The organism is Streptomyces sp. CB00455 (genome assembly GCF_001905445.1).
GTDB lineage: Bacteria > Actinomycetota > Actinomycetes > Streptomycetales > Streptomycetaceae > Streptomyces.
This window is the reverse complement of sequence record NZ_LIVQ01000003.1, coordinates 559,445-583,782: the sequence shown is the minus strand read 5'-3', so window position 1 is coordinate 583,782 and position 24,338 is coordinate 559,445. Positions and strand designations below refer to the sequence as shown.

The 24,338-nt window shown below is 71.9% G+C and carries 23 protein-coding genes and 1 tRNA gene; 15 read left to right on the top strand and 9 right to left on the bottom strand.

The window, feature by feature from the left end:
• Positions 1 to 174: 174 nt before the first annotated feature.
• Complete coding sequence (aceE, locus tag AMK16_RS15175; RefSeq protein WP_073914834.1) at positions 175 to 2,907, bottom strand: pyruvate dehydrogenase (acetyl-transferring), homodimeric type; 2,733 nt, start codon at positions 2,905 to 2,907, stop codon at positions 175 to 177.
• 437 nt (positions 2,908 to 3,344) lie between these two features.
• On the opposite strand from aceE, the gene AMK16_RS15170 reads away from it, so the two are divergent.
• The 6 genes from AMK16_RS15170 to AMK16_RS15145 all read left to right on the top strand — a co-directional run bounded on the left by AMK16_RS15170 (position 3,345) and on the right by AMK16_RS15145 (position 7,810).
• The gene (locus AMK16_RS15170; protein ID WP_199885443.1) at positions 3,345 to 3,773 is read left to right on the top strand and encodes a DUF3052 domain-containing protein; all 429 of its coding nucleotides are present in this window, start codon (positions 3,345 to 3,347) and stop codon (positions 3,771 to 3,773) included.
• A 160-nt stretch (positions 3,774 to 3,933) separates the two neighbouring features.
• Positions 3,934 to 4,392 (top strand): peroxiredoxin, encoded by a 459-nt coding sequence (locus AMK16_RS15165; RefSeq protein WP_073916060.1) that lies wholly within the window; start codon positions 3,934 to 3,936, stop codon positions 4,390 to 4,392.
• A 152-nt stretch (positions 4,393 to 4,544) separates the two neighbouring features.
• Positions 4,545 to 5,120, top strand: a complete 576-nt coding sequence (locus AMK16_RS15160) for a TerD family protein (RefSeq protein ID WP_030711348.1) — start codon at positions 4,545 to 4,547, stop codon at positions 5,118 to 5,120.
• Between the two features lie 105 nt (positions 5,121 to 5,225).
• On the top strand, positions 5,226 to 5,801 hold the full coding sequence (locus tag AMK16_RS15155; RefSeq protein ID WP_073914830.1) for a TerD family protein: 576 nt from the start codon (positions 5,226 to 5,228) through the stop codon (positions 5,799 to 5,801).
• 25 nt (positions 5,802 to 5,826) lie between these two features.
• Positions 5,827 to 6,942, top strand: a complete 1,116-nt coding sequence (locus AMK16_RS15150; protein ID WP_073914827.1) for a DUF475 domain-containing protein — start codon at positions 5,827 to 5,829, stop codon at positions 6,940 to 6,942.
• A gap of 127 nt (positions 6,943 to 7,069) precedes the next feature.
• Entirely contained in the window at positions 7,070 to 7,810 is a 741-nt protein-coding gene (locus AMK16_RS15145; protein ID WP_073914825.1) for a TerD family protein, read from the top strand.
• A 180-nt stretch (positions 7,811 to 7,990) separates the two neighbouring features.
• Here AMK16_RS15145 and AMK16_RS15140 read toward each other — a convergent pair whose 3' ends face one another.
• Entirely contained in the window at positions 7,991 to 8,746 is a 756-nt protein-coding gene (locus AMK16_RS15140; protein ID WP_073914823.1) for a TerD family protein, read from the bottom strand.
• A gap of 195 nt (positions 8,747 to 8,941) precedes the next feature.
• Between AMK16_RS15140 and AMK16_RS15135 the strand changes: the two genes are divergently transcribed.
• The 4 genes from AMK16_RS15135 to AMK16_RS15120 are packed head-to-tail and all read left to right on the top strand — an operon-like array spanning position 8,942 to position 14,233.
• Positions 8,942 to 10,108 (top strand): HpcH/HpaI aldolase/citrate lyase family protein, encoded by a 1,167-nt coding sequence (locus AMK16_RS15135; RefSeq protein WP_073914820.1) that lies wholly within the window; start codon positions 8,942 to 8,944, stop codon positions 10,106 to 10,108.
• Positions 10,105 to 12,759, top strand: a complete 2,655-nt coding sequence (locus tag AMK16_RS15130; RefSeq protein WP_242438734.1) for a phosphoribosyltransferase — start codon at positions 10,105 to 10,107, stop codon at positions 12,757 to 12,759. The genes AMK16_RS15135 and AMK16_RS15130 overlap by 4 nt, the downstream gene beginning before the upstream one ends.
• Positions 12,756 to 13,577 carry an HAD family hydrolase gene (locus AMK16_RS15125; RefSeq protein WP_073914818.1) on the top strand — a complete coding sequence of 274 codons (822 nt, stop codon included), beginning with the start codon at positions 12,756 to 12,758 and terminating at the stop codon, positions 13,575 to 13,577. The genes AMK16_RS15130 and AMK16_RS15125 overlap by 4 nt, the downstream gene beginning before the upstream one ends.
• Positions 13,574 to 14,233 (top strand): O-methyltransferase, encoded by a 660-nt coding sequence (locus AMK16_RS15120; protein WP_073914816.1) that lies wholly within the window; start codon positions 13,574 to 13,576, stop codon positions 14,231 to 14,233. The genes AMK16_RS15125 and AMK16_RS15120 overlap by 4 nt, the downstream gene beginning before the upstream one ends.
• A gap of 237 nt (positions 14,234 to 14,470) precedes the next feature.
• Here AMK16_RS15120 and AMK16_RS15115 read toward each other — a convergent pair whose 3' ends face one another.
• The 3 genes from AMK16_RS15115 to AMK16_RS15105 form a co-directional block, all read right to left on the bottom strand.
• On the bottom strand, positions 14,471 to 14,689 hold the full coding sequence (locus AMK16_RS15115) for an FmdB family zinc ribbon protein (protein ID WP_073914813.1): 219 nt from the start codon (positions 14,687 to 14,689) through the stop codon (positions 14,471 to 14,473).
• Between the two features lie 188 nt (positions 14,690 to 14,877).
• Positions 14,878 to 15,414 (bottom strand): DUF4383 domain-containing protein, encoded by a 537-nt coding sequence (locus AMK16_RS15110; protein ID WP_073914810.1) that lies wholly within the window; start codon positions 15,412 to 15,414, stop codon positions 14,878 to 14,880.
• A gap of 155 nt (positions 15,415 to 15,569) precedes the next feature.
• Entirely contained in the window at positions 15,570 to 16,856 is a 1,287-nt protein-coding gene (locus AMK16_RS15105) for a hypothetical protein (RefSeq protein WP_073914809.1), read from the bottom strand.
• Between the two features lie 65 nt (positions 16,857 to 16,921).
• Between AMK16_RS15105 and AMK16_RS15100 the strand changes: the two genes are divergently transcribed.
• The 4 genes from AMK16_RS15100 (at position 16,922) to AMK16_RS15085 (ending at position 18,682) form a co-directional block, all read left to right on the top strand.
• Positions 16,922 to 16,996, top strand: a tRNA-Val gene (locus AMK16_RS15100).
• 407 nt (positions 16,997 to 17,403) lie between these two features.
• Positions 17,404 to 17,676: a hypothetical protein gene (locus AMK16_RS15095; protein ID WP_073914806.1), complete on the top strand. Its 273-nt coding sequence runs from the start codon at positions 17,404 to 17,406 to the stop codon at positions 17,674 to 17,676.
• Between the two features lie 100 nt (positions 17,677 to 17,776).
• Complete coding sequence (locus tag AMK16_RS15090) at positions 17,777 to 18,436, top strand: TRADD-N-associated membrane domain-containing protein (RefSeq protein WP_242438733.1); 660 nt, start codon at positions 17,777 to 17,779, stop codon at positions 18,434 to 18,436.
• Between the two features lie 15 nt (positions 18,437 to 18,451).
• Positions 18,452 to 18,682, top strand: coding sequence for a DUF2277 domain-containing protein (locus AMK16_RS15085; protein ID WP_073914805.1), 231 nt, complete (start codon positions 18,452 to 18,454; stop codon positions 18,680 to 18,682).
• Positions 18,683 to 18,916: 234 nt separating this feature from the next.
• On the opposite strand, the gene AMK16_RS15080 is transcribed toward AMK16_RS15085, so the two are convergent.
• From AMK16_RS15080 to AMK16_RS15065, 4 genes are all read right to left on the bottom strand, one after another.
• Positions 18,917 to 19,447 (bottom strand): hypothetical protein, encoded by a 531-nt coding sequence (locus AMK16_RS15080; RefSeq protein ID WP_073914802.1) that lies wholly within the window; start codon positions 19,445 to 19,447, stop codon positions 18,917 to 18,919.
• A 483-nt stretch (positions 19,448 to 19,930) separates the two neighbouring features.
• Positions 19,931 to 20,563 carry a DedA family protein gene (locus AMK16_RS15075; protein WP_073914800.1) on the bottom strand — a complete coding sequence of 211 codons (633 nt, stop codon included), beginning with the start codon at positions 20,561 to 20,563 and terminating at the stop codon, positions 19,931 to 19,933.
• A gap of 129 nt (positions 20,564 to 20,692) precedes the next feature.
• Positions 20,693 to 22,372: an alkaline phosphatase D family protein gene (locus AMK16_RS15070; protein WP_073914798.1), complete on the bottom strand. Its 1,680-nt coding sequence runs from the start codon at positions 22,370 to 22,372 to the stop codon at positions 20,693 to 20,695.
• Positions 22,373 to 22,542: 170 nt separating this feature from the next.
• The gene (locus tag AMK16_RS15065; RefSeq protein WP_107417164.1) at positions 22,543 to 23,187 is read right to left on the bottom strand and encodes an HNH endonuclease family protein; all 645 of its coding nucleotides are present in this window, start codon (positions 23,185 to 23,187) and stop codon (positions 22,543 to 22,545) included.
• Between the two features lie 546 nt (positions 23,188 to 23,733).
• On the opposite strand from AMK16_RS15065, the gene AMK16_RS15060 reads away from it, so the two are divergent.
• Positions 23,734 to 24,315 (top strand): TMEM165/GDT1 family protein, encoded by a 582-nt coding sequence (locus AMK16_RS15060; RefSeq protein ID WP_073914793.1) that lies wholly within the window; start codon positions 23,734 to 23,736, stop codon positions 24,313 to 24,315.
• The last annotated feature ends 23 nt before the right edge of the window (positions 24,316 to 24,338 follow it).

Below are 24,338 nucleotides of genomic sequence, written 5' to 3'. Positions count from 1 at the left end.
GTAAAGGGCAGTGGGCCCCGGCGGCTCCGCCGGCGGCCCGCGCCCCCTCGGCCGGCCCCGGAACGCCGGTACCCCGGCGGGCCGTGGCCCGCCGGGGTACCGGCACACACCGGGGAGGTCCGGGATCCGTCCGGGTGGTGCCCCGGCGGACCCGGACTTGGCCCCGCGCAGCGGCTACGCGTCGCCGCCGGCCGCGCCCGGGTCCGCCGCCGTGACGTCCAGCAGCTGGTAGCGGTCGACGGCCTGCTTCAGCACCGAACGGTCGATCCGACCGGCCTTGGCCAGCTCGGTGAGCGTCGCCAGGACCACCGACTGGGCGTCGATGTGGAAGAAGCGCCGGGCCGCACCGCGGGTGTCCGCGAAGCCGAAGCCGTCCGCACCCAGCGAGGTGTAGGGGCCGGGCACCCAGCGCGCGATCTGGTCCGGCACCGAACGCATCCAGTCGGACACCGCCACGAAGGGACCCTCCGCCCCGGACAGCTTGCGCGTCACGTACGGGACGCGCTGCTCCTCCTCCGGGTGCAGCAGGTTGTGCTCCTCGACCGCCACGGCCTCGCGCCGCAGCTCGTTCCAGGAGGTCGCCGACCACACGTCCGCCTTGACGTTCCAGTCCGCCGCGAGGATCCGCTGCGCCTCCAGCGCCCACGGCACCGCCACGCCCGACGCCATGATCTGCGCCCCGATGGTGCCCGCCGTGCCCGCCGACACCCGGTGGATGCCCCGCAAGATGCCGTCCACGTCCACGTCCGCCGGCTCGGCCGGGTGCTGGATCGGCTCGTTGTAGACGGTCAGGTAGTAGAAGACGTCCTCGGCGTCGGGACCGTACATCCGGCGCAGGCCGTCCTGGACGATGTGCGCGATCTCGTAGCCGTAGGCCGGGTCGTAGGCGACACAGCCCGGGTTCGTCGAGGCCAGCAGCTGGGAGTGGCCGTCGGCGTGCTGGAGGCCCTCACCCGTCAGGGTGGTCCGGCCGGCGGTCGCGCCGAGGACGAAACCGCGCGCCAGCTGGTCGGCCATCTGCCAGAACTGGTCACCGGTGCGCTGGAAACCGAACATCGAGTAGAAGACGTAGACCGGGATCAGCGGCTCGCCGTGCGTCGCGTAGGCCGAACCCGCGGCGATGAGCGAGGCCGTGCAGCCCGCCTCCGAGATGCCGTCGTGCAGCATCTGCCCGGTCGGCGACTCCTTGTACGCGAGCAGCAGGTCGCGGTCGACCGCCTCGTACTGCTGGCCCAGCGGGTTGTAGATCTTGGCGCTCGGGAAGAAGGCGTCCATACCGAAGGTGCGGTACTCGTCGGGCGCGATCAGCACGAAGCGCTTGCCGATCTCCTTGTCCCGCATCAGGTCCTTCAGGATGCGGACGAAGGCCATGGTCGTGGCGATCGACTGCTGTCCCGAGCCCTTCTTGGCGGCCGCGTACGCCTTGTCGTCCGGCAGCTGCAGCGGCTTCGCGCGGACCACGCGGGTCGGCACGTAACCCCCGTGCGCGTTGCGCTGGTCGTGCATGTACTGGATCTCCGGCGAGTTGCGGCCGGGGTGGTAGTACGGCGGCGCGCCGTTCTCCAGCTGCTGGTCCGTGATCGGGATGTGCAGGCGGTCCCGGAAGCGCTTGAGGTCGTCGACCGTCAGCTTCTTCATCTGGTGCGTCGCGTTGCGGCCCTCGAAGTTCGGACCGAGCGTCCAGCCCTTGACCGTCTGCGCCAGGATCACCGTCGGCTGGCCCTTGTGGGCCTTGGCCGCGGCGTAGGCGGCGTAGACCTTCTTGTGGTCGTGGCCGCCGCGGCCCAGGTGCTGGATCTGGTAGTCGCTCATGTTCTCGACCATCGCGCGCAGCCGCTGGTCGTCCCCGAAGAAGTGCTCGCGGATGTACGCGCCCGACTCGGTGGCGTAGGTCTGGAACTGCCCGTCGGGGGTGGTGTTCATCTTGTTGACCAGGATGCCGTCGCGGTCCTGGGCCAGCAGCGGGTCCCAGGAACGGTCCCAGATCAGCTTGATGACGTTCCAGCCGGCGCCGCGGAACTGCGACTCCAGCTCCTGGATGATCTTGCCGTTGCCGCGTACCGGGCCGTCGAGCCGCTGGAGGTTGCAGTTGACGACGAAGGTCAGGTTGTCCAGGCCCTCGCGGGCGGCGATGGACAGCTGGCCGAGCGACTCCGGCTCGTCCATCTCGCCGTCGCCCAGGTACGCCCAGACGTGGGACTTGGAGGTGTCCGCGATGCCGCGCGCCTCCATGTAGCGGTTCATCCGCGCCTGGTAGATCGCACCGAGCGGGCCGAGGCCCATCGAGACGGTCGGGAACTCCCAGAAGTCCGGCATCAGCCGCGGGTGCGGGTAGCTGGACAGGCCGTACGGCGCCTTCGACTTCTCCTGCCGGAACGCGTCGAGCTGCTGCTCGGAAAGCCGGTCCAGGAGGTAGGCGCGGGCGTAGATGCCGGGGGAGGCGTGGCCCTGGAAGAAGATCTGGTCGCCGCCGTCGCCCTCGTCCTTGCCCCGGAAGAAGTGGTTGAAGCCCACGTCGTAGAGGGAGGCGGAGGAGGCGAAGGTGGCGATGTGACCGCCGACCCCGATGCCCGGGCGCTGGGCGCGCGAGACCATGACGGCCGCGTTCCACCGCGTGGCGTTGAGGACCTTGCGCTCGATCTCCTCGTTGCCGGGGAAGAACGGCTCGTCCTTGGTGGCGATCGTGTTGACGTAGTCCGTGCTGCGCATCTCGGGCACGGCCACGCGCTTCTCGCGCGCCCGCTCGATCAGCCGCAGCATCAGGTAGCGGGCGCGTTCACGGCCCCGCTCGTCGACGGCGGCGTCCAGGGAGTCGAGCCACTCCTGCGTCTCTTCCGGATCGAAGTCCGGGACCTGACTCGGCAGGCCGCCAATGATGATCGGATTGCGATCGGATGCGGAAGCCACGCTGTTCCTTCGCTGTCGGGGGAGTCGTGCCTCGGGTACGCCGCCTCCCATGGTCTTACGCCCGGCCGCAATCGTCATCTCTACCCCTGGGTAATCCCCGGATTCGGCAGGGTTGCGCAGGGCAGGGGGGCGGAGGCGGTCGGCCGCTCGCCACCCTACGCCCAAGACCGCCAACCCATCCGTAAGCACGTTCGCCCCTCGAACAGGCAGGAAGGCCCCCAAGCGGTACCGAAAGAACCGAAATGGTGTGGGATGAATCACGAAGGGTGCATACGGGGAGACGGGAGGTTGCGGCGAGACGGCCGCAATCGTCACCGTTTCGGCGGTCTCGGCGGCCGGGTACTTGCGCGATCCGCCCCGCCCGTGTGGACTACGTCCAATGCTGCGCGTACGCGCGCCGCCGAAGACATTCACCGAACATGAGCAGGAGGCACCCCGTGAGCGCGACCGCGGACCACGCGGAGAACCTGGCCGCCCGGCTGGGTTTCCAGTCCGAACAGGTGGTCCAGGAGATCGGCTACGACGACGACGTCGATCAGGAATTCCGTGATGTCGTTGATGAGCTCGTCGGCGATCTCGTCGACGAAGACTACGACGACGTCGCGGACGCCGTGCTGCTGTGGTTCCGGGAGGACGACGGCGACCTGGCGGACGTACTGGTCGATGCCACCGAGCTGATCGAGGACGGCGCACTGATCCTGCTGCTGACCCCCAAGACGGGCCGCCCCGGCTACGTCGAGGCGAGCGACATCAAGGAAGCCGCAGAGACCGCCGGCCTCTCGCTGGCCAAGGGTCTTCCCGTGGGCAAGGAGTGGGGCGCCACCAAGCTGGTGACGCCCAAGACCGCCGTCAAGTCCAAGCGCTGAGCCGCGCCCCGCATCCGAGCGGACACATGTGCACACCCCGCCGACCCCGGTCGGCGGGGTGTGCGCGTTCCCGCCCCCGGCACTTCTAGGCTGGGCTCTCTAGACTCGGCTTCACCCGAACAGCCCAACGCAGGGATGCAGGAACGAAGGGATGCGACAGATGGCGATCGAGGTCGGCGACAAGGCCCCGGACTTCGAGCTCAAGGACAACCACGGCGCCACCGTGCGGCTGTCCGACTTCCGGGGGGAGAAGGCCGTGGTGCTCCTCTTCTACCCCTTCGCCTTCACCGGCGTCTGCACCGGCGAGCTGTGCGAGCTGCGCGATCAGCTGCCGCGCTTCCAGAACGACCAGGTCCAGCTCCTGGCGGTCTCGAACGACTCCGTGCCGACCCTGAGGGTTTTCGGGGAGCAGGAGGGCCTGGAGTACCCGCTGCTGTCGGACTTCTGGCCGCACGGCGAGACCTCCCGCGCCTACGGCGTCTTCGACGAGGAGAAGGGCTGCGCGGTCCGCGGCACCTTCATCATCGACAGGGACGGCGTGGTTCGCTGGACGGTCGTCAACGGCCTGCCCGACGCCCGTGACCTGAACGAGTACATCAAGGCCCTCGACAGCCTCTGAGACCCGCACCGCGCAGTTCGCTGCGAAAACCGTCTGCGGGCGGGAACCCGTCACTAGGATCGGAACGTTGATCCGGTAGCTCCTCCGGCCATCGCCGGTAGGGCTCCTGCACGACGGGGGCACCGCCCCACACCAACACCAATGGAGGACCCGTGGGAGTCAGCCTCAGCAAGGGCGGCAACGTCTCGCTGACCAAGGCCGCGCCCAACCTGACGGCGGTCATCGTCGGTCTCGGCTGGGATGCTCGCACCACCACCGGTGTCGACTTCGACCTCGACGCCAGCGCGATCCTGACCAACGACCAGGGCAAGGTCGCCAGCGACGCGAACTTCGTCTTCTTCAACAACCTCAAGAGCCCGGACGGCTCGGTCGAGCACACCGGTGACAACACCACCGGTGAGGGCGAGGGCGACGACGAGGCGATCAAGGTCAACCTCGCCGGCGTCCCGGCCGATGTCGCCAAGATCGTCTTCCCGGTGTCGATCTACGAGGCCGAGAGCCGCCAGCAGAGCTTCGGCCAGGTCCGCAACGCCTACATCCGCGTCGTGAACCAGGCCGACAACAGCGAGCTCGCCCGCTACGACCTCTCCGAGGACGCCTCGACCGAGACCGCCATGGTCTTCGGCGAGCTGTACCGCAACGGCGCCGAGTGGAAGTTCCGCGCCATCGGCCAGGGCTACGCCTCGGGCCTGCGCGGCATCGCCCAGGACTTCGGCGTCAACGTCTGATTCCGCCAGCAGTACATCCGTCCGGCGCCGTGCACTGTGTGTACGGCGCCGGACCGGCTTTACGGCCGCCACGCCGCCACACCGTCGTCCGGGGAGGACCACAACATGGGCGTCACACTCGCCAAGGGGGGCAATGTCTCCCTGTCCAAGGCCGCACCGAACCTCACCCGCATCCTGATCGGCCTCGGATGGGACGCGCGCTCGACCACGGGCGCGGACTTCGACCTCGACGCCAGCGCGCTGCTGTGCAACAGCGGCCGCGTGCTCGGGGACGAGTACTTCGTCTTCTACAACAACCTCACGAGCCCCGAGGGTTCGGTCGAACACACGGGGGACAACCTCACCGGCGAGGGTGAAGGCGACGACGAGTCGATCATCATCGACCTCACCAAGGTGCCCGACCGCGTGGACAAGATCGTCTTTCCGGTCTCGATCCACGACGCGGACAGCCGCCGACAGAGCTTCGGCCAGGTCAGCAACGCGTTCATCCGCGTGGTGAACCAGGCGGACGGCCAGGAACTGGCCCGCTACGACCTCTCCGAGGACGCCTCCAGCGAGACCGCGATGATCTTCGGTGAGGTCTACCGGTACGGGGGTGAATGGAAGTTCCGGGCCGTGGGGCAGGGGTACGCGTCGGGCCTGCGGGGCATCGCTCTAGACTTCGGGGTCAACGTTTCGTAAAGCCGTACAAGACGATGGGGTGCCAGTGGTTCTCAAAACCTTCGGCTGGTCGTTCGCAATCACTGCGCTCGGTCTGGTCGCAGCGGTGTTCTACGGGGGGTGGCAGGCATTCGGCGTCGTGGCGATCCTGACCGTCCTTGAGATCTCGCTGTCCTTCGACAACGCGGTGGTCAACGCCGGGATCCTGAAGAAGATGAACGCCTTCTGGCAGAAGATCTTCCTCACGGTGGGCGTGCTCATCGCGGTCTTCGGCATGCGGCTGGTCTTCCCCGTCGTGATCGTCGCGATCAGTGCCAAGATCGGGCCCATCGACGCGGTCGATCTGGCCATGAACGACAAGGACATGTACGAGCAGCTGGTCACGGACGCCCACCCGTCCATCGCTGCCTTCGGCGGCATGTTCCTGCTGATGATCTTCCTCGACTTCATCTTCGAGGACCGCGACATCAAGTGGCTCGCCTGGCTGGAGCGCCCGCTCGCCAAGCTCGGCAAGGTCGACATGCTGTCCGCGTGCATCGCGCTGATCGTCCTGGTCGTCACCTCGATGACCTTCGCCACCCAGGCCCACCAGCACGGCGGCGTCCACGTGGACAAGGCGCAGACCGTCCTGATCTCCGGCATCCTTGGCCTGATCACCTACATGATCGTCGGCGGCCTCTCCGGCTACTTCGAGAACAAGCTGGAGGAAGAGGAGGAAGCCGAGCACGAGGCGGAGGAAGAGGCCAAGCGGACCGGCTCGTCGGTCCCGGCCGTCGTCATGGCCGGCAAGGCCGCGTTCTTCATGTTCCTTTACCTCGAAGTCCTCGACGCCTCCTTCTCCTTCGACGGGGTCATCGGCGCCTTCGCCATCACCAACGACATCGTGCTCATGGCCCTCGGCCTCGGCATCGGTGCCATGTACGTCCGGTCGCTGACGGTCTACCTGGTCCGCCAGGGCACCCTCGACGACTACGTCTACCTGGAGCACGGCGCGCACTACGCCATCGGCGCCCTCGCCGTGCTCCTGCTCGTCACCATCCAGTACGAGATCAACGAGGTCATCACCGGCCTCGTCGGCGTCGTGCTGATCGCGTGGTCCTTCTGGTCCTCGCTGCGCCGCAACAAGCGCCTGGAACTGGCGGGTGCCACCGCGGAGGCATGACCGCGGCGTTAATGCGGAACGCTCCATTGCGGGGCGGCCCAGGGGGTCCCTCCCGGACGAAGTCCGGGGAGGGCCGCGGACCCGGCGGGCCGCCCCGCTTTTCCGTAGGCATCAAGGGGGGGTAGGGATGGGCTTCTTCGACGGCATCAGGGGCAGCCGCGCCGTGCAGTTCCAGTCGGGCAGCGCCGGGTCGAACGCGATCGAGCTGAGCAAGCGACATCCGACGGTGTCGCTCAGCAAGCAGGGGGCAGTCCACGGCAATCTGCGCGTCAACCTGTCCTGGCGCATGCGCACCTCGGACATCGGCGGCAGCTCGGGACAGGCCGGGCGGCTCTTGCGGCACCCGTTCAAACTGTTCAAGCCCGACATGGTGCAGGCGCACACCCAGGGCATGGTCAACGTGGACCTCGACATGGGCTGCCTGTACGAGCTGACGGACGGTACCCGGGGCGTCGTGCAGCCATTGGGCAACCTGCTCGGCGACATCAACGACCCGCCGTACGTCAAGCTCAGCGGGGACGACCGCTTCGGTTCGGCCTCGGGCGAGACCCTGTACGTCAACCTCGACCACGCCGAGGACATCAAGCGGCTGCTGGTCTTCGTCTACATCTACGACCAGACCCCGGCCTTCGACCGGACGCACGCCATGGTCACCCTCTTCCCGGTCACCGGCCCGCGGATCGAGATCCCGCTGGAGGAACGGCACCCGCAGGCCCGCTCCTGCGCGGTGGTCTCGCTGGAGCGGATCAAGGGGGAGCTGGTCGTGCGGCGCGAGGTGAAGTTCGTGTACGGCTTCCAGGCCGAGCTGGACCGGCTGTACGGCTGGGGCCTCCAGTGGGGCCGGGGTTACAAGAGCACCAAGGCCTGACGCCCTGGCCGGCCGGAGCGCCGGAGGGCTACCGCGGCCGAACCCCCGGCGGCCCCGGACCGGCGGCCCCGGACCGGCAGCCCGGACCGGCGGCCCCGGACCGGTGGTCAAGCCGGTGGTCAACCCGGGCGGTCAAGCCCGGCCACGCCCGGGGCCGGCCACGCCCCGGCGCCGGGTGCGTCAGCGGCGGATGAACTGCGGCCCCTGCACCGGCAGCCGGAAGGAGGGGTCCGCCCCCGGTCCCGGCACCGGGGCGGGGGACACGGGCTGGGGGTACCCGTAGGCGGGCTCGACCGGCGGCGGCGCCTGCGTGGGCGGCGCCGGCGGGGCCATGGCCGCCGTCTGGTCGCCGGTGGGCACGGCCACCGGGCTCCCGGCGGGCTCCGGGGCGTTCTCGTCGACCGAGATCCCGTGGTCGGTCGCCAGCCCCACCAGGCCGTCGGAGTAGCCCTCACCGAGGGCGCGGAACTTCCACCCCTCGCCCCGGCGGTACAGCTCCCCGCAGATCAGCGCCGTCTCGGCGCCGGTCTCGGGCCGCACGTCGAAGTAGGCCAGCGGTTCGGAGCCGCCGGTCGCGGTGGCGTCGTACAGCAGGATGCGCAGGTCGCGGACCTGCTCGAAGGGGACGTCCTCGGCGGAGGCCACCACCAGGATCCGGTCCACCGACCGGGTCACCGTCCGCAGGTCCGCCTGGACGGCGTCGGTGACCGCGTCGCCGAGCTGCTTCTTGCCGAGCCGCCAGACGGCGCCCGAGGGGTGCCGGGGCTGGTTGTAGAAGACGAAGTCCTCATCCGAACGCACCCGGCCGTCGGGACCCACGAGCAGGGCGGAGGCGTCCACGTCCGGCACCTCGGGGCCGGCCGTCCAGCGGAGCACCGCCCTGACCGCCACGGCGGCCACCGGGATGTTCGAGCCCTTCTGCATCGCGTGCGTCATGCCCGTCATCCTGCCCTCCCGGGGTGGAGCGGGACAATGCGGCCCCCCGCAGGAGCGTGTCTGAGAACGCAAGAGCGGGGCATGGTGCAAGAGGGTTACCTGAACTTCATGTGCTTGAGGAACTCTTGACTCACGTTCGTACGTACTATTACCGGCCACGCCAGTTGGGCCGCCGAGGCAGTACGGGGGAAGCACATGCGTCACTTCGGGCACATATCGCCCACTGTCCGTAGGGACCTCTTCCACCAGGAACCGGTGGAATTCACCGGATCCTCGCCGATGCGCGTCCTCGCCGCCGCTCTCGGTGCCACGCTCTACAGCCCCGCCACCCGGCCCCAGCTCGCCCGGGACATCCGCAAGCAGGCCGGCCACGGAGTCGTCTCCATGGTCCTCTGCCTGGAGGATTCCATCAGCGACGGCGACGTCACCGGGGCCGAGGAGAACCTCGTCCGGCAGTTCGCCGAGCTCGACGCGGACGAGGAAGAGCTCCCGCTGCTGTTCATCCGCGTCCGCACGCCCGAGCAGATACCCGACCTCGTGCACCGCCTCGGCCGCTCCGCGCGGAGACTGGCCGGATTCGTACTTCCCAAGTTCGACGAGAGCCGCGGCAAGGCCTTCCTCGACGCCGTCGCCCAGACGGAGGCCACCAGCGCCCCGGGACGCCTGTACGCCATGCCCGTCCTGGAAACCCCCGACCTCCTCCACCTGGAAACCCGCGCCGACGCCCTCGCCGGGATCTCCCGCACGGTGGACAGCCACCGCGAGCGGGTCCTGGCCCTGCGCCTGGGCGTCACCGACTTCTGCTCGGCCTACGGCCTGCGGCGCACCCCCGACATGACCGCCTACGACGTCCAGATCGTGGCCGGCGTGATCGCCGACGTGGTCAACGTCCTCAGCCGCGCGGACGGCACCGGCTTCACCGTCACCGGCCCGGTCTGGGAGTACTTCCGCAGCCAGCAGCGCCTCTTCAAGCCCCAGCTGCGCCGCAGCCCCTTCCTGGAGGAGGGCGTCGAGGAGCTGCGCACCGCCCTCATCGAGCACGACCTGGACGGCCTCCTGCGGGAGATCGAGCTGGACCGGGCCAACGGCCTGCTCGGCAAGACCTGCATCCACCCCGCGCACGTCACGCCCGTCCACGCGCTGTCGGTGGTCTCCCACGAGGAATTCAGCGACGCCCAGGACATCCTGCGCCCCGAGCGCGGCGGCGGCGGCGTCATGCGGTCGGCTTATACGAACAAGATGAACGAAGTGAAGCCCCACCGGGCCTGGGCCGAGCGCACCATGCAGCGCGCCGAGGTCTTCGGTGTGGCGAAGGAGGAGGTCGGCTTCGTCGACCTGCTCACGGCAGGGCTCCAGGTGTGAGCCCGCCCCGGACGAGGCGTACGACGGAGAAGGGCAAGACGATCGAATCGGTGTGGTCGGGAACCTGGGTCGCGGAGCGATTGGGCGTCGGTCTGGAGGAGGCCGGCGATCCGGGCTCCCCGCGGCTCCCGGAGCTGCTCGGGCTCGCCCTGCGGCGCAACCCCAAGCGGGCGCACCTGCTGGTCTCGCAGGTGCTGGGAAAGCACGTCCCGCAGTCCCCGGCGGCCGTGTACGCCGCCGGATACGGGCTCGGCGAGAGAGTCCGGGCGCTGCTCGGCGAGGACACAGCCGCATCCGCGGTCGTCCTCGGTTACGCCGAGACGGCCACCGGCCTCGGCCACTGCGTGGCCGACGGCCTCGGCCCCGCCCCCTACCTGCACTCCACCCGCCGCCCCGTGCCGGGGGTCGAGCCCGCCGGCGGTTTCGAGGAGGCGCACTCGCACGCCACCTCGCACCTGCTGCTGCCCGAGGACCCGGCGCTGCTCGCCGGCAGCGGGCCGCTGGTCCTCGTCGACGACGAGTTCTCCACCGGCAACACGGTCCTGAACACCATTCGCGACCTGCACGCACGCCACCCCCGCGCGCACTACGTGGTCGTCGCCCTCGTCGACATGCGTTCCCCGGCCGACCGCGACCGGCTCACCGCCTTCGCCGCCGAGCTGGGCGCCCGCGTCGACCTCGTCGCGCTCGCCTCGGGAACGGTGCGCCTCCCGGAGGGGGTCCTGGCCAAGGGGCAGGCGCTGGTCGAGGAGTACGAAGCGAAGGCCCGGGCCGCCGTCGCCGCGACCCGGGGGAATGGCCCGGCCGTGACCCCGGCGGACGGCGCGCCCGTGACCCCGGCCGGCGGCCCGGCGGCCGCGGCCCGCGGGGACGGCCCGACCGCGATCCCCGCGGACGGCTCGTGCCCGGACCGCGACGCTCGCGACGACGGCGACGGCCCCCAGGGCCACGCCCGTACCCACCACCGCGTGGACCTCGACTGGCCCGCGGGGGTCCCCGACGGCGGCCGCCACGGCTTCACCTGCGCCCACCGCAAGGCCCTGGACGACGCCCTGCCCGCGATGGCCGCCCGGATCGCGGCCGCGCTCGGCCGGGACCCCGGACGGGTCCTCGTCCTCGGCAACGAAGAGCTGATGTACGCGCCGCTGCGCCTCGCCAAGGCCCTGGAGGAGGCCGGAGCGGCCCGTGAGGTCCGCTTCTCCACCACCACCCGCTCGCCCGTCCTCGCCGTCGACGACCCCGGCTACGCCATCCGCACCCGGCTCGTCTTCCCGGCCCACGACGCCCCGGCCGACGGCCCCGGCGACCGGTACGCCTACAACGTCGCCGGAGCCGGCTTCGACGCCGTCGTCGCCGTCGTCGACTCCGCCGGGGACACCCCCGAGCTGCGGACCGGACTGCTCGCGGGCCTGGCCCCGCACACCGGCCGCGTCCTGCTGGCCGTCGTACCGTCCCACGTACCCGACCGGCAGGAGCCGATCATGACCGAGCCCCTGCGCGGCCCCGCCTTCTCCTCGTACGCGGCCGAGGACGTCGGCTGGCTGCTCCAGGACTTCTCCGACGTGCGGCTGGAGGCCCCGACCGAGGAGCGCGAGGAGGCGATCCAAGCGGGCGGCGCGCACTACGCCGAATCCCTGCCCGTCGAGTACCAGCCGTCCCCCCAGTACCAGCAGCTCTACCAGAGCGCCCTGACCGCCTCCGCGGCCCGCATCGCCCGCGCCGTCGGCGTCGTCACCGAGACCGTCCTCGCCGAACGCCCCCGGGGCCTCCGGCACGCGCGGGACCCCCGCCCGTCCCCGGTCCTGGTCTCCCTGGCCCGCGCCGGCACCCCCGTCGGCGTGCTCATGCGGCGCTGGGCGCAGGCCCGGCACGGTCTGGACCTGCCGCACTACGCCGTCTCCATCGTGCGCGGCCGCGGCATCGACGCCAACGCCCTGCGCTGGCTGGCCGCCCACCACGACCCGGCCGATGTCGTCTTCGTCGACGGCTGGACCGGCAAGGGCGCCATCAGCCGCGAACTGAAGGCCGCCCTCGCCGATTTCCCCGGCTTCGACCCCGAGATCGTCGTCCTCGCCGACCCCGGCTCCTGCGTGGAGACCTACGGCACCCGCGAGGACTTCCTGATCCCCTCCGCCTGTCTCAATTCCACCGTCTCCGGGCTCGTCTCGCGTACGGTTCTGAGGTCCGACCTGGTCGGGCCCCGCGACTTCCACGGCGCGAAGTTCTACCGCGAACTCGCCGGCGCCGACGTCTCCACCGACTTCGTCGACACCGTCGCCGCCCACTTCGACGAGGTGGCCGACGCCGTCGACACCGGGGTCAAGGAGCTCCTCGCGGCCGACCGCACCCCGACCTGGGAGGGCTGGGCCGCGGTTGAACGCATCAGCGAGGAGTACGGCATCCACGACGTCAACCTGGTCAAGCCGGGCGTCGGCGAGACCACCCGGGTCCTGCTGCGCCGGGTGCCGTGGAAGATCCTCGCCCAGCGCGGCGCCGGGGCAGACCTGGACCACGTACGGCTGCTCGCCGGGCAGCGCGGAGTCCCGGTGGAGGAAGTCGACGGGCTGCCCTACACGTGCGTCGGACTCATCCACCCCCGGTTCACGCGCGGCGCCACCGGCGCCGACGGAAAGGCTGTGGCCTCCAAGTGACTGTCCTGGTAGCCAGTGATCTCGACCGTACGCTCATCTACTCGGCGGCCGCCCTCGGCCTGACCATGCCCGACCCGGTGGCCCCCCGGCTGCTGTGCGTCGAGGTCCATGAGAGCAAGCCGCTGTCCTACATGACGGAGACGGCGGCCGGACTCCTGGCGGAACTGTCCGCCGACCCGTCGGTCGTCTTCGTCCCGACCACGACACGCACCCGCAAGCAGTACCAGCGCATCCGCTTCCCCGGCCGCCCCGCCCGGTACGCCATCTGCGCGAACGGCGGTCAGCTGCTCGTCGACGGGGTACCGGACCGCGACTGGCGGCGGCAGGTCGCGGCGCGCCTGGCGCAGGAGTGCGCCCCGCTGGAAGAGGTCCACGCCCACCTGCTGGCCACGGCCGACCCGATGTGGCTGCGCAAGACGCGGATCGCCGAGGACCTGTTCGCCTACCTGGTCGTGGAGCGCGCCCTGGTCCCCGCGCAGTGGCTGAAGTCCCTGTCGGAGTGGGCACAGACGCGCGGCTGGACGGTCTCCCTCCAAGGCCGCAAGATCTACGCCGTGCCGCGTCCGCTGACCAAGAGCGCGGCGATGCGCGAGGTCGCCGACCGCACGGGCGCCACGACCACCCTCGCCGCCGGCGACTCGCTGCTGGACGCCGACCTGCTGCTGGCGGCGGACGCCGGCTGGCGCCCGGGCCACGGAGAACTGGCCGAAGCCCGGTGGAACGCGCCGACCGTCACCGCCCTGACGGCGGCCGGGGTGCTGGCGGGTGAGGAAATCGTCCGCGAATTCGGCAGGACGGTTGCGACACTGACGGCATGACCAAGGGCAACAGCACCAAGATCACTGACGAGCTCTACCGGTACATGCTCGCCCACAACCCCCCGCTGGACGCGGTGCAGCAGAGGCTGGTGGAGACCACCTACGAGAAGTTCCCCGACGTCGCCGGGATGCAGTCGGCGCAGGAGCAGGGGCCGCTGCTGGCCTTCCTGGTCCGGCTGACGGGCGCCCGGCACATCGTCGAGATCGGCACCTTCACCGGATTCTCCACCCTGTCGATGGCCCAGGCGCTGCCCGCCGGCGGCCGCGTCGTCGCCTGCGACGTCTCCGAGGAGTGGACGGCGTACGGCAGGGAGGCGTGGGAGGCGGCGGGCGTCGCCGACCGCATCGACCTGCGCATCGCGCCCGCGCTGGAGACCCTGCGGGCCATGCCGCAGGAGGAGCACATCGACCTGGCCTACGTGGACGCCGACAAGGAGAGCCAGATCGCCTACTGGGAGGAACTGGTGCCGAGGCTGCGCCGGGGCGGCCTGATCGTCACGGACAACACGCTCTTCCACGGCAGGGTCCTCGACGAGACGGCCACCGGCTCGGCGGCGGGCGTGCGCGCCTACAACGACCACGTCGCGGCGGATCCGCGCATGGAGTCGGTGCTGCTGGCGATCTCGGACGGGCTGACGCTCTCGCGCAAGCGCTGAGATCCCGCGCGCCCCGGGGCCCGGCCCCGGCCCGGCCGCGCCGGTGCGGGTGGCTGCGTACGGCTGTCCCGGGCCGGCGGCCGGGTGCCGGCGCCGGGCCGCAGTCGGATGTGAACCGCCGGGTGTGAGCCGCCGGGTCCGGCGGCGGCCCGGCGCCGGGTGTCCGGCGGCGGGAGGTCAGCCGCGGCGGACGCCAGTAGGCGGAGGCCAGCCGCGCCGGGCGTCCGTCGGCGGAGGTCAGCCGCAGCCGCCTCCGCCGCAGCAACCGCCGCCGCCACCCATGGCGGGGGCCGCGGCGGGGGCGCTGCTGCTCCCGCCGACGGCGACGGCGGACAGCAGCTTGACGGTGTCCGGGTGGCCGGCGGGGCAGTCGGCGGGCGCGGAGGACTCGGCCATGGGCCGGCTCAGCTCGAAGGTGTCGTCGCAGGTCCGGCAGCGGTATTCGTATCGAGGCATGCGGCCAAGGCTATGCGGCCGGGGCCGGTCCGGGTATCCCCGGGCGGGGGACGCGCGCAGACGGCCACCGAGACGGACACAGAGACGGACACAGAGACGGACACAGAGACGGCCACAGAGACGGACACAGAGACGGCCGCGCAGACGACGGTGGCCGGAACGCCGGAGGGAGCCCGGGCCGAGCGCGACTACCGCCGACGGGCGCGCTGTTCGCGCTCCGCCTCCTCGGGGTGGCGGGCCCGCCAGTACGGATTGTCGTGCGGCAGGGCGCTGCCCACCCGCCCGTACATCCCGAACCACATGAGCATCACGCCGACGACGAAGCTGAACAGCACATTCGGGATGTGGAAGGCCAGGAAGTTCAGCCCCGTGTCCAGCAGCGCGAGGTTCACGAAGCCGCTCGCGATGAACAGCAGGCCCAGCACGATGTTCAGGGTCGAGGCGAAGTTCCCGCCCTTGAGCATCCCGAAGCACAGCAGCAGACCGACCAGGATCGACAGGACGCTCAGCGCCCCGTTCGTGTTGAGGCCCAGGACCCGGTCCCCGCCCGTGTCGAAGAAGCCGATCCGGTCGATGAGGCCCAGGACCCCGAATAGTACGAGCAGCAGGCCCGTCAGACCCGCGCCCACCCGGTACACCTTGCTCAGCCGGTGGTCGACCGGCAGGTGCTCGTCGAGCCGCGCCGCTACCGGGCGCCTCACGTGCCGGACCGCGTGGGTGGCCATACCGGCCTCCTCTGCCTGCCTCGGGCCGCCCTCTGCCGGGCGGTGTGGTGCGGGAGCGGTCGGGAGCAGCGGCGGGGTCCGGTGGGACGGCAGTGCCGGCCCCTCCCGGCTTTCCTGTCGCCTCCAGCATCCGCCGCCCCGGCGGCCCGGACAAGTCAGCCGTGCCCGCGCTCCGCCCGTATGCCGGTCACCACCTGCTGCACGGCCCCTCGTACCTCCTCCATCTCCAGCAGGAAGGCCCAATAGTCGGGGTGCCGTCCCTCCAGCGCCGCCAGCGCCCGCTCGACCCGGGCCACCGACGCGTCCAGCGGCCGCGCGTGCCGCGGATCGGGCACGCTGCGGCCCGCCATCGCCAGCCGCTGCGCATCCCGGATCGCGAACCGGGTCCGCTCCACCTCGGCCTTCGGATCGCGCGCCACCGCCTCCAGCCGCGTCAGCCGGTCCTGCGCCGCCGACACCGCTTCGTCGGTCGCATCCAGGGACGCCCGTACCGCGTCGAACAGCGCCCCGACGTCCGCCCAGCGCTGCTCCTCCCGCGCCCGGGAAGCCTCCAGCAGCCGGTCCTCGGCCTCGGCGACGTCCCGTACGGCCTGGTCCGGGACGTGCTGGAGGTCCTGCCAGCACGCCGCGCTGAACCGCCGGCGCAGCTCGCTCAGGACCGGATCGACCCGGTCCGCCCGGTTGCGCAGCGCCTGGGCCCGGGTCCGCAGGCTGACCAGCCGGCGGTCGATCTCCGCGGCCCGCTCCGGCAGCCGCGCCGCCTCGGCGCGCACACCCTCCGCGTCGCGCAGGATCCGGTCGGCGCGCTGCACCGTCTCCTGGACCCCGTGCCGGCCGGCGCCCTCGTTCAGCTTCGTCAGCTCCGGGCCCAGCGCCGCCAGCCGCGCGGCCAGGTCATCGGCCCGCATCCCCTTGGCCCGTACGGCGTCCAGCGCGTCACTGGCCGCCAGCAGCGCGGCCTTGGCCCGCTCCCGGGCCGGCGCCACCCGGGCCAGCTGCGTCTCGGCCTTGTCCAGCAGCGGCTGCAGGCCCTGGGCGAAACGGTCCAGCTCCCCCTTGACCCGCACCAGCTCCTCGCGCGCCCGGGTCAGCTCCTCCCGGGCCCGCGCGGCGGCGGAGCCCTCCAGATCCACCCGGTCCAGGTCGTGCGCGTCGACGGCCTCGATGTACACCTGGCTGACCTGGTCGATCCGCTGCCCGAGCGCGGCGAAACCCTCGCCGGCCTGCCGCGCGGCGGGCGACCCGTCCGCCGCGGCAATGGTCTCGATCGAGATCCGCAGATCCCGCTGCGCGGTGTCCAGCTCGTAGAACGCCGCGGCGGCGGCATCCTTGGCCGCCTGAGCATCCGCCCGCCGACTCTCGTCCCGCCCACCGAACCAACGCCGGGATGCCGTCGTCACAATCCCTCTCCCGTACCGCGTCCGCCTTGCCCCGCGGACCATTCTCCCCCACGGGAACGGGTTTGCGCCGGGGGTGCGCCCGGCATGTAGGCTGTCCACTCATCCACGGGTGCGTAGCTCAGGGGTAGAGCGCTGCTCTTACAAAGCAGATGTCGGCGGTTCGAAACCGTCCGCGCCCACCAGACGCAAGGCCCCCCGACCGGTCACGGTCGGGGGGCCTTTTGCGTGCAGGTGGGGTCTGGGGCGGGGATTTTGGGAGAAGTCCGGCGGGGGCGAACTGTCGTTCATATGATGTGCCTCCTTTCGATGGCTTCAGGTGGGGGTACCGATGCACAGCGCCGTGCGTGGCAGTGACGCGAGTGAGGGCGGCAGAGGCCGCAGACGGGTCGGGGGAGCGGTCAGGCGGGTGCTGGTCGCGCTGGTGGTGGCGGGGGTTGCCGTCGCCTGTGGGCCTGCCGAGGGGGGTGCGCCGGCCGTTTCGGCGCCCGCTTCGGTGGCGCCGGCCCCCACGACGGCTTCGCCGTCCCTGTCTCCCAGTCCTCCGCCCTCTCCTTCTCTTTCTGCTGCGCCTTCCGCGTCTGCGTCCCCGGTGGCCGAGCCGCCGGTCGCGGAGACCGCCGATCAGAAGGCTCCCGAGGCGGCCGTCACCAAGGCTGCTCCGAAGCCCACCACCAAGGCGCCGACGAAAGCGCCGACCGAGGCCGCGGTCGGCGGGGACTGCGAGATCGTTTCCGAGGCCGGAAACTGCTACAGCGCGGGGCAGTTCTGCCGCAAGGCGGACATCGGGCGGTCCACGCATGCCGGGAACGGGCGGCTCATCCACTGCCGCCAGGACGGCAGCCGGGCGCGCTGGGGCTACTGACCCTTCGCGGGCGGACCCGGCAGTAGCGCCGGGTCCGCCCGGCGCGCTCGGGGCCGGACGATCCCTTGGCCCGGCGGCCCGGCCGTGGGATCGTCGGGGGATGGGCGAGTGGCTCGCACGGGGTGGGGTGGTCGCGGCGGTGGCCGCGGTCTCGGTGGTGCTGGTGATGCTGGAGAGGGCGGCCGGTGCGCGGTTCGAACTCCAGCGGGACGAGGAGCGGGCACGACTGCTCGCGCACCTCGATGTTCCGGGTGCCGCGTCACCCGTCGGGCCGTCCGTCCGCGAGGGGAACCCGAAATTCGACGACGTCGGCGGCATCCCCCACCAGAGGGCGCAACTCGGCGACCGGCGCGACGACTTCACACCCATCCTGGTGGAGTACTACGCCTACGGCCTGACCCAGGCCCGGAGCAGCTTCGCGACCAGCCAGCGCTTCGCCGGGGTCGGCGCCGCGATCCTGCTCTTCGGGGTGGCGCTGGCCGTCTGGAAGGCCGAGGCCGGCGGAGAGCTGTACCTCGGGGTCGTGACGAGCTCGGTGGGACTGATCACCACGCTGGTCGGCCAGCTGTTCCACCGGCGGGCCGACCTCGCCCTCAGGCACATGGCTGCCCAGACCGCCTCCCTGCGCGAGGACCGGCGGGCCGCCGAGACCACGCAACAGGCCATCGCACTGCTGGACGAGGTCACCGACCCTGAGCTGCGGAGCCGACTCCAGGCCGGCCTGATCTTGAAATTATCGGGCGCCGAGCTGCCGGGGTAGCGCGATAGTAGGAGTATGTGCCGCTCGATCAAGACCCTGCGCCCGCCCGCCATCCCTGAGAAGGCCACCGAGGAGGAGATCCGCGCCGCAGCGCTGCAGTACGTACGCAAGGTGTCCGGCTTCCGGGCCCCCGCCGCGCACAACCGCGAGGTGTTCGAGGCGGCGGTGGACGCCGTCGCCGAAGCCACGCGGTTGCTGCTCGACGGGGTGCGCGTACGGGGTCAGGCGGCCGCCACCACCGCGTGACCGCCCGCCGGCCCGGACCGGCGCACCTCAGCACCTGCTGACCGCGTCGGCTCGCGGGCGGCGCACGCGCGCGTTGCCCCGGCGGCCGGACCGGCTCTACCTGCCCCGAGACCGCCCCGGGCAGGCACGGCCCGGGTGAGCAGGGGCCGGGCCATGGGGGCGCCATTGCCACCCAGGCGGGCTCGTCACAGGCGGACGCAGGGGCGGGGCCCGCAGCCCCCTCCGGCGCAGTAGTCAGGCGGAGAGGCGTCGCCGCATCACCCATACCCCGGCACCGAGCGCGCCGACGGCGAGGGCCCCGCCCACGGCGATCTGCCCCGTCCGCATCGATCCGACGCTGCCGCCCGTCCCGCCGCGCGCGCCACTCGGGGCGACGGTGAGCGAGACGGTGACCCGCTGGCCTCCGGCGCCGCCGCACTCGAAGGTGACGCGGTGCGTGCCCTGGACGGCGTTGCCGAGGACGGTGGCGCTGCCGAAGAGGTTGGTGGCCTCCTGATTGCCGGGCGTCAGGCGTACGTCGCCGAAGGCGGTGGAGGAAGCCCTGCCGGTCTTGGTGCCGCAACCTTCGATGTTGAGGGAGACGCGGCCGCCCGGGGCGACGGTGCCGGGGGAGACGGTGGCGGCGGGGGCGGCGTAGGCGACCGTGGCGGGGGTGACCGCGGCGACGGCGAGGGTCAGCGCGGCGAGAGCCGACAGGCGGCGCGGCGCCGTGGGTCGCGGGGCGGGTCGCGCGGCGGGCGGTGTGGCGAGCGGCGTGGCGGGCATGGAGAGAACTCCTCGGCTCCTCGAAACAGCGCGGCCAGGGCACGGATGTGACGCGGATTCGGTTGCGCGCCACTCTGTGACGCTAGGAGCCGGGCCGTGGGGCGGCGATCGGGGCCGGGTGAACGGGTGACCCGCTACGCCATGCGAGGCAGTGGATCCGGACCGGGCGAGCCGGAGCCGGGGATCCGGGCGGGGCGGCTTCCGGAGCCCGGAGCCCGGAGCCCGGAGTCGGGCCGGGGCGCACCGGAGCCAGTGCCCCGACCGCTCGGGCCCGCAGTACCCCCGGTCGGAGGTCGGGGACTCGGACCGGCCGGGCGGGACCTGTGTCCCGGTGCCCTGGGGCGGCGGCACGGCTGGGGTGAGGCGGGTGAGGCAGGGCAAAGGTCCGGGGCGGGCCCGGCGGGGGTGCCGGCCGGGGGCGGGGCCGGGCGGCACAGGTGGCGGGACGCCCGGGGGAGGACGGGAAGGGGTGCGGGCGCGGGGTCAGGTTGCCGGCGTGGGGGTGGGGGTCGTCGGGCGGCGGATCAGGAAGGCTGCCAGGGCGCCCGCTGCGAAGAGGGCGACCAGGGAGACGGCCGTGCCCAGCCACTGGGTGCCGAGCCACTGGGTGCCGAAGTAGCCCAGGGACACGCTGTACCCGGCCCAGGCCATGCCCGCCAGCACCGACCAGGGCAGGAACTCCTTCACCTTGCGCTGGGTCCGGCCCGCGCCCAGGGAGACCACCGAGCGCCCGGCCGGGGCGAAGCGGGCGATGACCACCAGGGCGCCACCGCCGCGGGCCAGGGCCGTGCCGAGCCGGTCGTGGGCCCGTGTCAGCCGGCGGGAGCGCGCGATGGCCCGGTCCAGACGGGCGCCGCTGCGCCGGGCCAGCCGGTACGCGGCCATGTCACCCAGCACCGACGCGGTCGTGGCGATCACCAGGAGCGCCAGGATGTCCGGCACCTGGGCGGGCACCGCGACCGGCCCCGCCGCCCCCGCAGCCGCAGCGGCCGCCGCGGCCGTGATCACGAGAACCCCGCTCGGCAGTACCGGAAGGAAGACGTCGAACACGACCGACACCGCCACCACGGCATAGATCCACGGGCTCGCGGTCAGCGACCCCAGAGTCTCAAACAAGGCGGGACTCCCCAGTCCGGTGGACGTGCTGCGGCATGAAGCGCCGCGACGTCGCGGGGGAGCGGCAGGAGCGGCTGACAGCCATACAGCGTACGCCCGGCGTCGGCCGCCCGGACGCCCGGGGCGCGGCTACGCCCGCCCTCCTCCCCCCTGCTCCGCATCGGTCAGCTCGCGGTCCATCACCGTCACCAGCCGGGCCCCCTTGCGTTCCTTGTGCGCCTGGTCCAACCGCAGTCGGGCGCTCCTGCCCGCCAGCGACAGCGTCATCAGCTGGTTCCCGAACCACGGCCCACCCGTACGCCGCCAGGCCACCGGTGGCCGTCCCGTCCGGCCGTGCCGGGAGAAGCCGCGCCCCAGCCACCGTCCCAGCCGCGACCAGCCCAGCCGGAACCCCAGCTTCACCACCATGTGGATGGAGTTGTGCACCGGCGAGCACGTCAGCTGGAACACCCGCGCCGTACTGGGTATCAGCGGCTCGGCCACGTACGCGTGGTGCACGTCCCCCGACAGCACGCAGACCGTCGCCGGCGCCCGCGGGCCCGTCCCGACCTCCTCGATCAGATCGGTCAACGCCGCGAACGAGGCCGGGAACGCCGCCCAGTGCTCCAGATCGCTGCGCCGGCGCAGGTCCTCCCCTATGCGCGCCCACCGGGGCCCCCGCTCCCCGCGGCACAGCGCGGCGTTCCACGTCTCCGCATCGTGGATCAGCTGCGGCATCAGCCACGGCAGGGACGACCCGATCAGCAGGTGGTCGTAACCTCCGTGCCCCGCCAGGGCGTTCTCCCGCAGCCACGACTCCTCCGCCGGATCCAGCATCGCCCGCCCGTCCTCGGCCAGCACCCGCGCGGCCCGGGTGTCGACCATCAGCAGCCGGGTCCGGCCGAAGTCCCTGCGGTAGCTCCAGCGCACCGTAGCCGGGTCGGCATCGGCCGCGGAGGCGAAGGAGCGCAGCAGGTCCGTCCCGTCAGGGGTCTCGCGCATCGCCCCGTACAGCCCGTCGGCCGCCAGTTCGCCGGGTGAGAGGTTCCCCAGGTGCTGGTAGACCCAGTACGACATCAGCCCGCTCAGCACCCGCTCCTGCCACCACGGCGTCGCGCGCATCTGCGCCAGCCACGCCGCGCTCGTGTTCCAGTCGTCGATGACGTCGTGGTCGTCGAATATGTGCAGGCTCGGCACGGTCGACAGCAGCCACCGGATCTCCGGGTCGAGCCAGGACTCGTAGTAGAGGCGGGTGTACTCCTCGTAGTCCGCGACCTGGGCCCCGGGTGCCTCCCGCAAGTCCCGCCGGGCCGAGAGCCACCGCCTGGTCTCCCGGGACAGTGCGTCGGCGTACACCTGATCTCCGAGGAGCAGCAGGAGGTCGGGGCGCACCGCCGACGGGTCGGTGGCGATGCGTGCCGCGAGGGTGTCGAGCGCGTCCGGCCCGTGCGGCCCGAACCGTCCGGCGGGCGGCGCCGCTTGCCGGCAGGACCCGAACGTGACGCGCAGCCCGGGCGCGGGCCGCCCGGAGCCCTTCACGGCCGGGGTGGCGATCGTGCTCGGCGGGAAACGGCTGTCGGGCAGCGGCCACACGGGCACGTCGTCGAGCAGGACCTCGTACGCCGTGGCCGTCCCCGGCGTCAGGCCGGTCACCGGCACCACCGCGTAGTGGTGGCCGGCGACCTGGAAGGTGCGCGCGCTGCCGCCCGCCCCGTCGGCGCACCGCACCTCGGCCGTGCACGGGCGGTCCGCCTCGACCCATATGGTGGCGGACCCGCCCGTGTCCCAGTCGACGTAGCGCAGCAGTGGCCCCAGACGCAGTCCGGCCATGCAACTCCCCCTCCTCCGTAGCCTCTTCGATCACGGTACGACGGCCAGGGGGAGGGCCGCCTCCCCCTGGCGGGGGAGAACGGGACGAGCGGGAGTGGAGGGAGCGGATCCGGCGGCGTGGTCAGTGGCGATCGGCCGCCGCCGTCACCAGCCGGTGGCCGCCGGGGGCGTCAGCAGCCGTTGAGGATGCCGACCAGGGCCGACTTCTCGCCGGAGTCCATGGCCAGGGCGTAGTACTGCTTCACCTGGACCCACATCCGCGCGTACGTACAGCGGTAGGCGGTCCGGGAGGGCAGCCACTTGCCGGGGTCCTGGTCGCCCTTGGCCTGGTTGACGTTGTCGGTGACGGCGATGAGCTGCGGGCGGGTGAGGTCGTTGGCGAACTGCTGGCGCTTGGTGGTGGTCCAGGCGTTCGCGCCGGAGCGCCAGGCCTCGGCGAGCGGGACGACGTGGTCGATGTCGAGGTCGGCAGCGGCGGTCCAGGTGGCGCCGTCGTACTCGGAGTACCAGCTGCCGCTCACGGCGGCGCAGGCGGAGTCCTGGGCGACGTTGACGCCGTCGCGCTTGAGGACGGTCTCCCGGGTGTTGCAGGCACCGGAGACGGTGCTCCAGTGCGGGAAGAGGTCGCGGCTGTAGCCGCTGGTGGAACCCTCCGTCTTCGGGGTGACCGTGGCCAGGTACGAGCGGGCGGCCGCGGCGCTGATGGGGGTGGGCGGGGCGGCCTGTGCGCTGGGCGCGGTCATGAGGGAGGTGAGGGCAGCGAGGGCCGCTGCTGACGCGAGCACGCCAATTCGACGCGCGTAGACGGTGGGTATGAGTGCCATGAGGGGCTCCCTGTGGGGGGTGTGGAGTGGCCGTGCGGACCCCGGCGGGGCACGGCCATGCTGGCGGCGCCGGGTTTCGTGCGGGTGGGCGCCAGGTGACAGTGTGGCGACATGGGCACGTCACATCAAAGGTTGTAACGCCACCTGCTCAAGCGGATGTTGAGGTTCCGGAGGGGGGAAGCGGAGGCGGAGGCGGCGGCGGGGAGCGGAGGGCGGGCCGGGGCCGGCGATGCCGGACGGGACCTATGGCCTGTTCCGGGCGGGCGGGAGCGTCACGTACCCTGGGTGGTGCAGAAGGGGAGTAGCTCTTCGCCGGACCGTCGACATACTGCTGGGTCACCCCAGCCGGCGCCCGGAGGTAGGCCGCGGTCAGCGGTCGGCCAGCGAGACCTTCGGCCGCAGTGTCCTGTTCATGCGTCGGCGCGCTCGTGCGCGCACACGCCAGTCAGGGCGCCGCCGAGCCGAAGCGACCCCCGACATGTTCCAGGTCTCTCGGTACCGATGGCGTCCTGCCCGACCGAGTGAGGTTTCACCCCCGTGTTCAGCTTCAGCATCCTGGCGATCGCCTTCGGTGTCGTCTTCCTTGCCGAACTCCCCGACAAGACGGCCCTCGCCGGCCTGATGCTCGGCACCCGCTACCGCGCCTCCTACGTCTTCGCGGGCGTGGCGGCCGCCTTCGCCGTCCACGTCGCGCTCGCCATCGCTGCGGGAAGCGTGCTCACCCTGCTCCCGCACCGGCTCGTCCAGGCCGTCGTGGGCGTCCTGTTCCTCGCGGGCGCGGCCCTGCTGCTCCTGAAGAAGGACGACGGCGAGGAGGAGGTCAAACCGCCCGCCGACCAGTCGTTCTGGAAGGTGTCGGGAGCCGGCTTCATGCTGATCCTGGTGGCGGAGTTCGGTGACCTGACCCAGATCATGACCGCCAACCTCGCCGCCCGCTACGACAACCCGGTCTCCGTCGGCATTGGCGCCGTACTCGCCCTGTGGGCGGTCGCGGGCATCGGCATCCTGGGCGGGCGCACCTTGATGAAGTACGTGCCGCTGCGCCTGATCACGAAGGTGGCGGCGGCGGTGATGGCGGCGCTGGCGGCGTTCTCGCTGTACGAGGCGATCGCGGGGTGAGGGTGGGGAGGTAGGGGGGAGGG

Bases quoted from the DNA above. Each gene is read 5' to 3' on its own strand.
- AMK16_RS15110 (WP_073914810.1), bottom strand. From the start codon at position 15,414: ATGGCCACCCACGCGGTCCGGCACGTGAGGCGCCCGGTAGCGGCGCGG.
- AMK16_RS15165 (WP_073916060.1), top strand. From the start codon at position 3,934: ATGGCGATCGAGGTCGGCGACAAGGCCCCGGACTTCGAGCTCAAGGAC.
- AMK16_RS15080 (WP_073914802.1), bottom strand. From the start codon at position 19,447: ATGCCCGCCACGCCGCTCGCCACACCGCCCGCCGCGCGACCCGCCCCG.
- AMK16_RS15120 (WP_073914816.1), top strand. From the start codon at position 13,574: ATGACCAAGGGCAACAGCACCAAGATCACTGACGAGCTCTACCGGTAC.
- AMK16_RS15115 (WP_073914813.1), bottom strand. From the start codon at position 14,689: ATGCCTCGATACGAATACCGCTGCCGGACCTGCGACGACACCTTCGAG.
- AMK16_RS15135 (WP_073914820.1), top strand. From the start codon at position 8,942: ATGCGTCACTTCGGGCACATATCGCCCACTGTCCGTAGGGACCTCTTC.
- AMK16_RS15145 (WP_073914825.1), top strand. From the start codon at position 7,070: ATGGGCTTCTTCGACGGCATCAGGGGCAGCCGCGCCGTGCAGTTCCAG.
- AMK16_RS15140 (WP_073914823.1), bottom strand. From the start codon at position 8,746: ATGACGCACGCGATGCAGAAGGGCTCGAACATCCCGGTGGCCGCCGTG.
- AMK16_RS15105 (WP_073914809.1), bottom strand. From the start codon at position 16,856: ATGGTCCGCGGGGCAAGGCGGACGCGGTACGGGAGAGGGATTGTGACG.
- AMK16_RS15155 (WP_073914830.1), top strand. From the start codon at position 5,226: ATGGGCGTCACACTCGCCAAGGGGGGCAATGTCTCCCTGTCCAAGGCC.
- AMK16_RS15085 (WP_073914805.1), top strand. From the start codon at position 18,452: ATGTGCCGCTCGATCAAGACCCTGCGCCCGCCCGCCATCCCTGAGAAG.
- AMK16_RS15070 (WP_073914798.1), bottom strand. From the start codon at position 22,372: ATGGCCGGACTGCGTCTGGGGCCACTGCTGCGCTACGTCGACTGGGAC.
- AMK16_RS15090 (WP_242438733.1), top strand. From the start codon at position 17,777: ATGGGCGAGTGGCTCGCACGGGGTGGGGTGGTCGCGGCGGTGGCCGCG.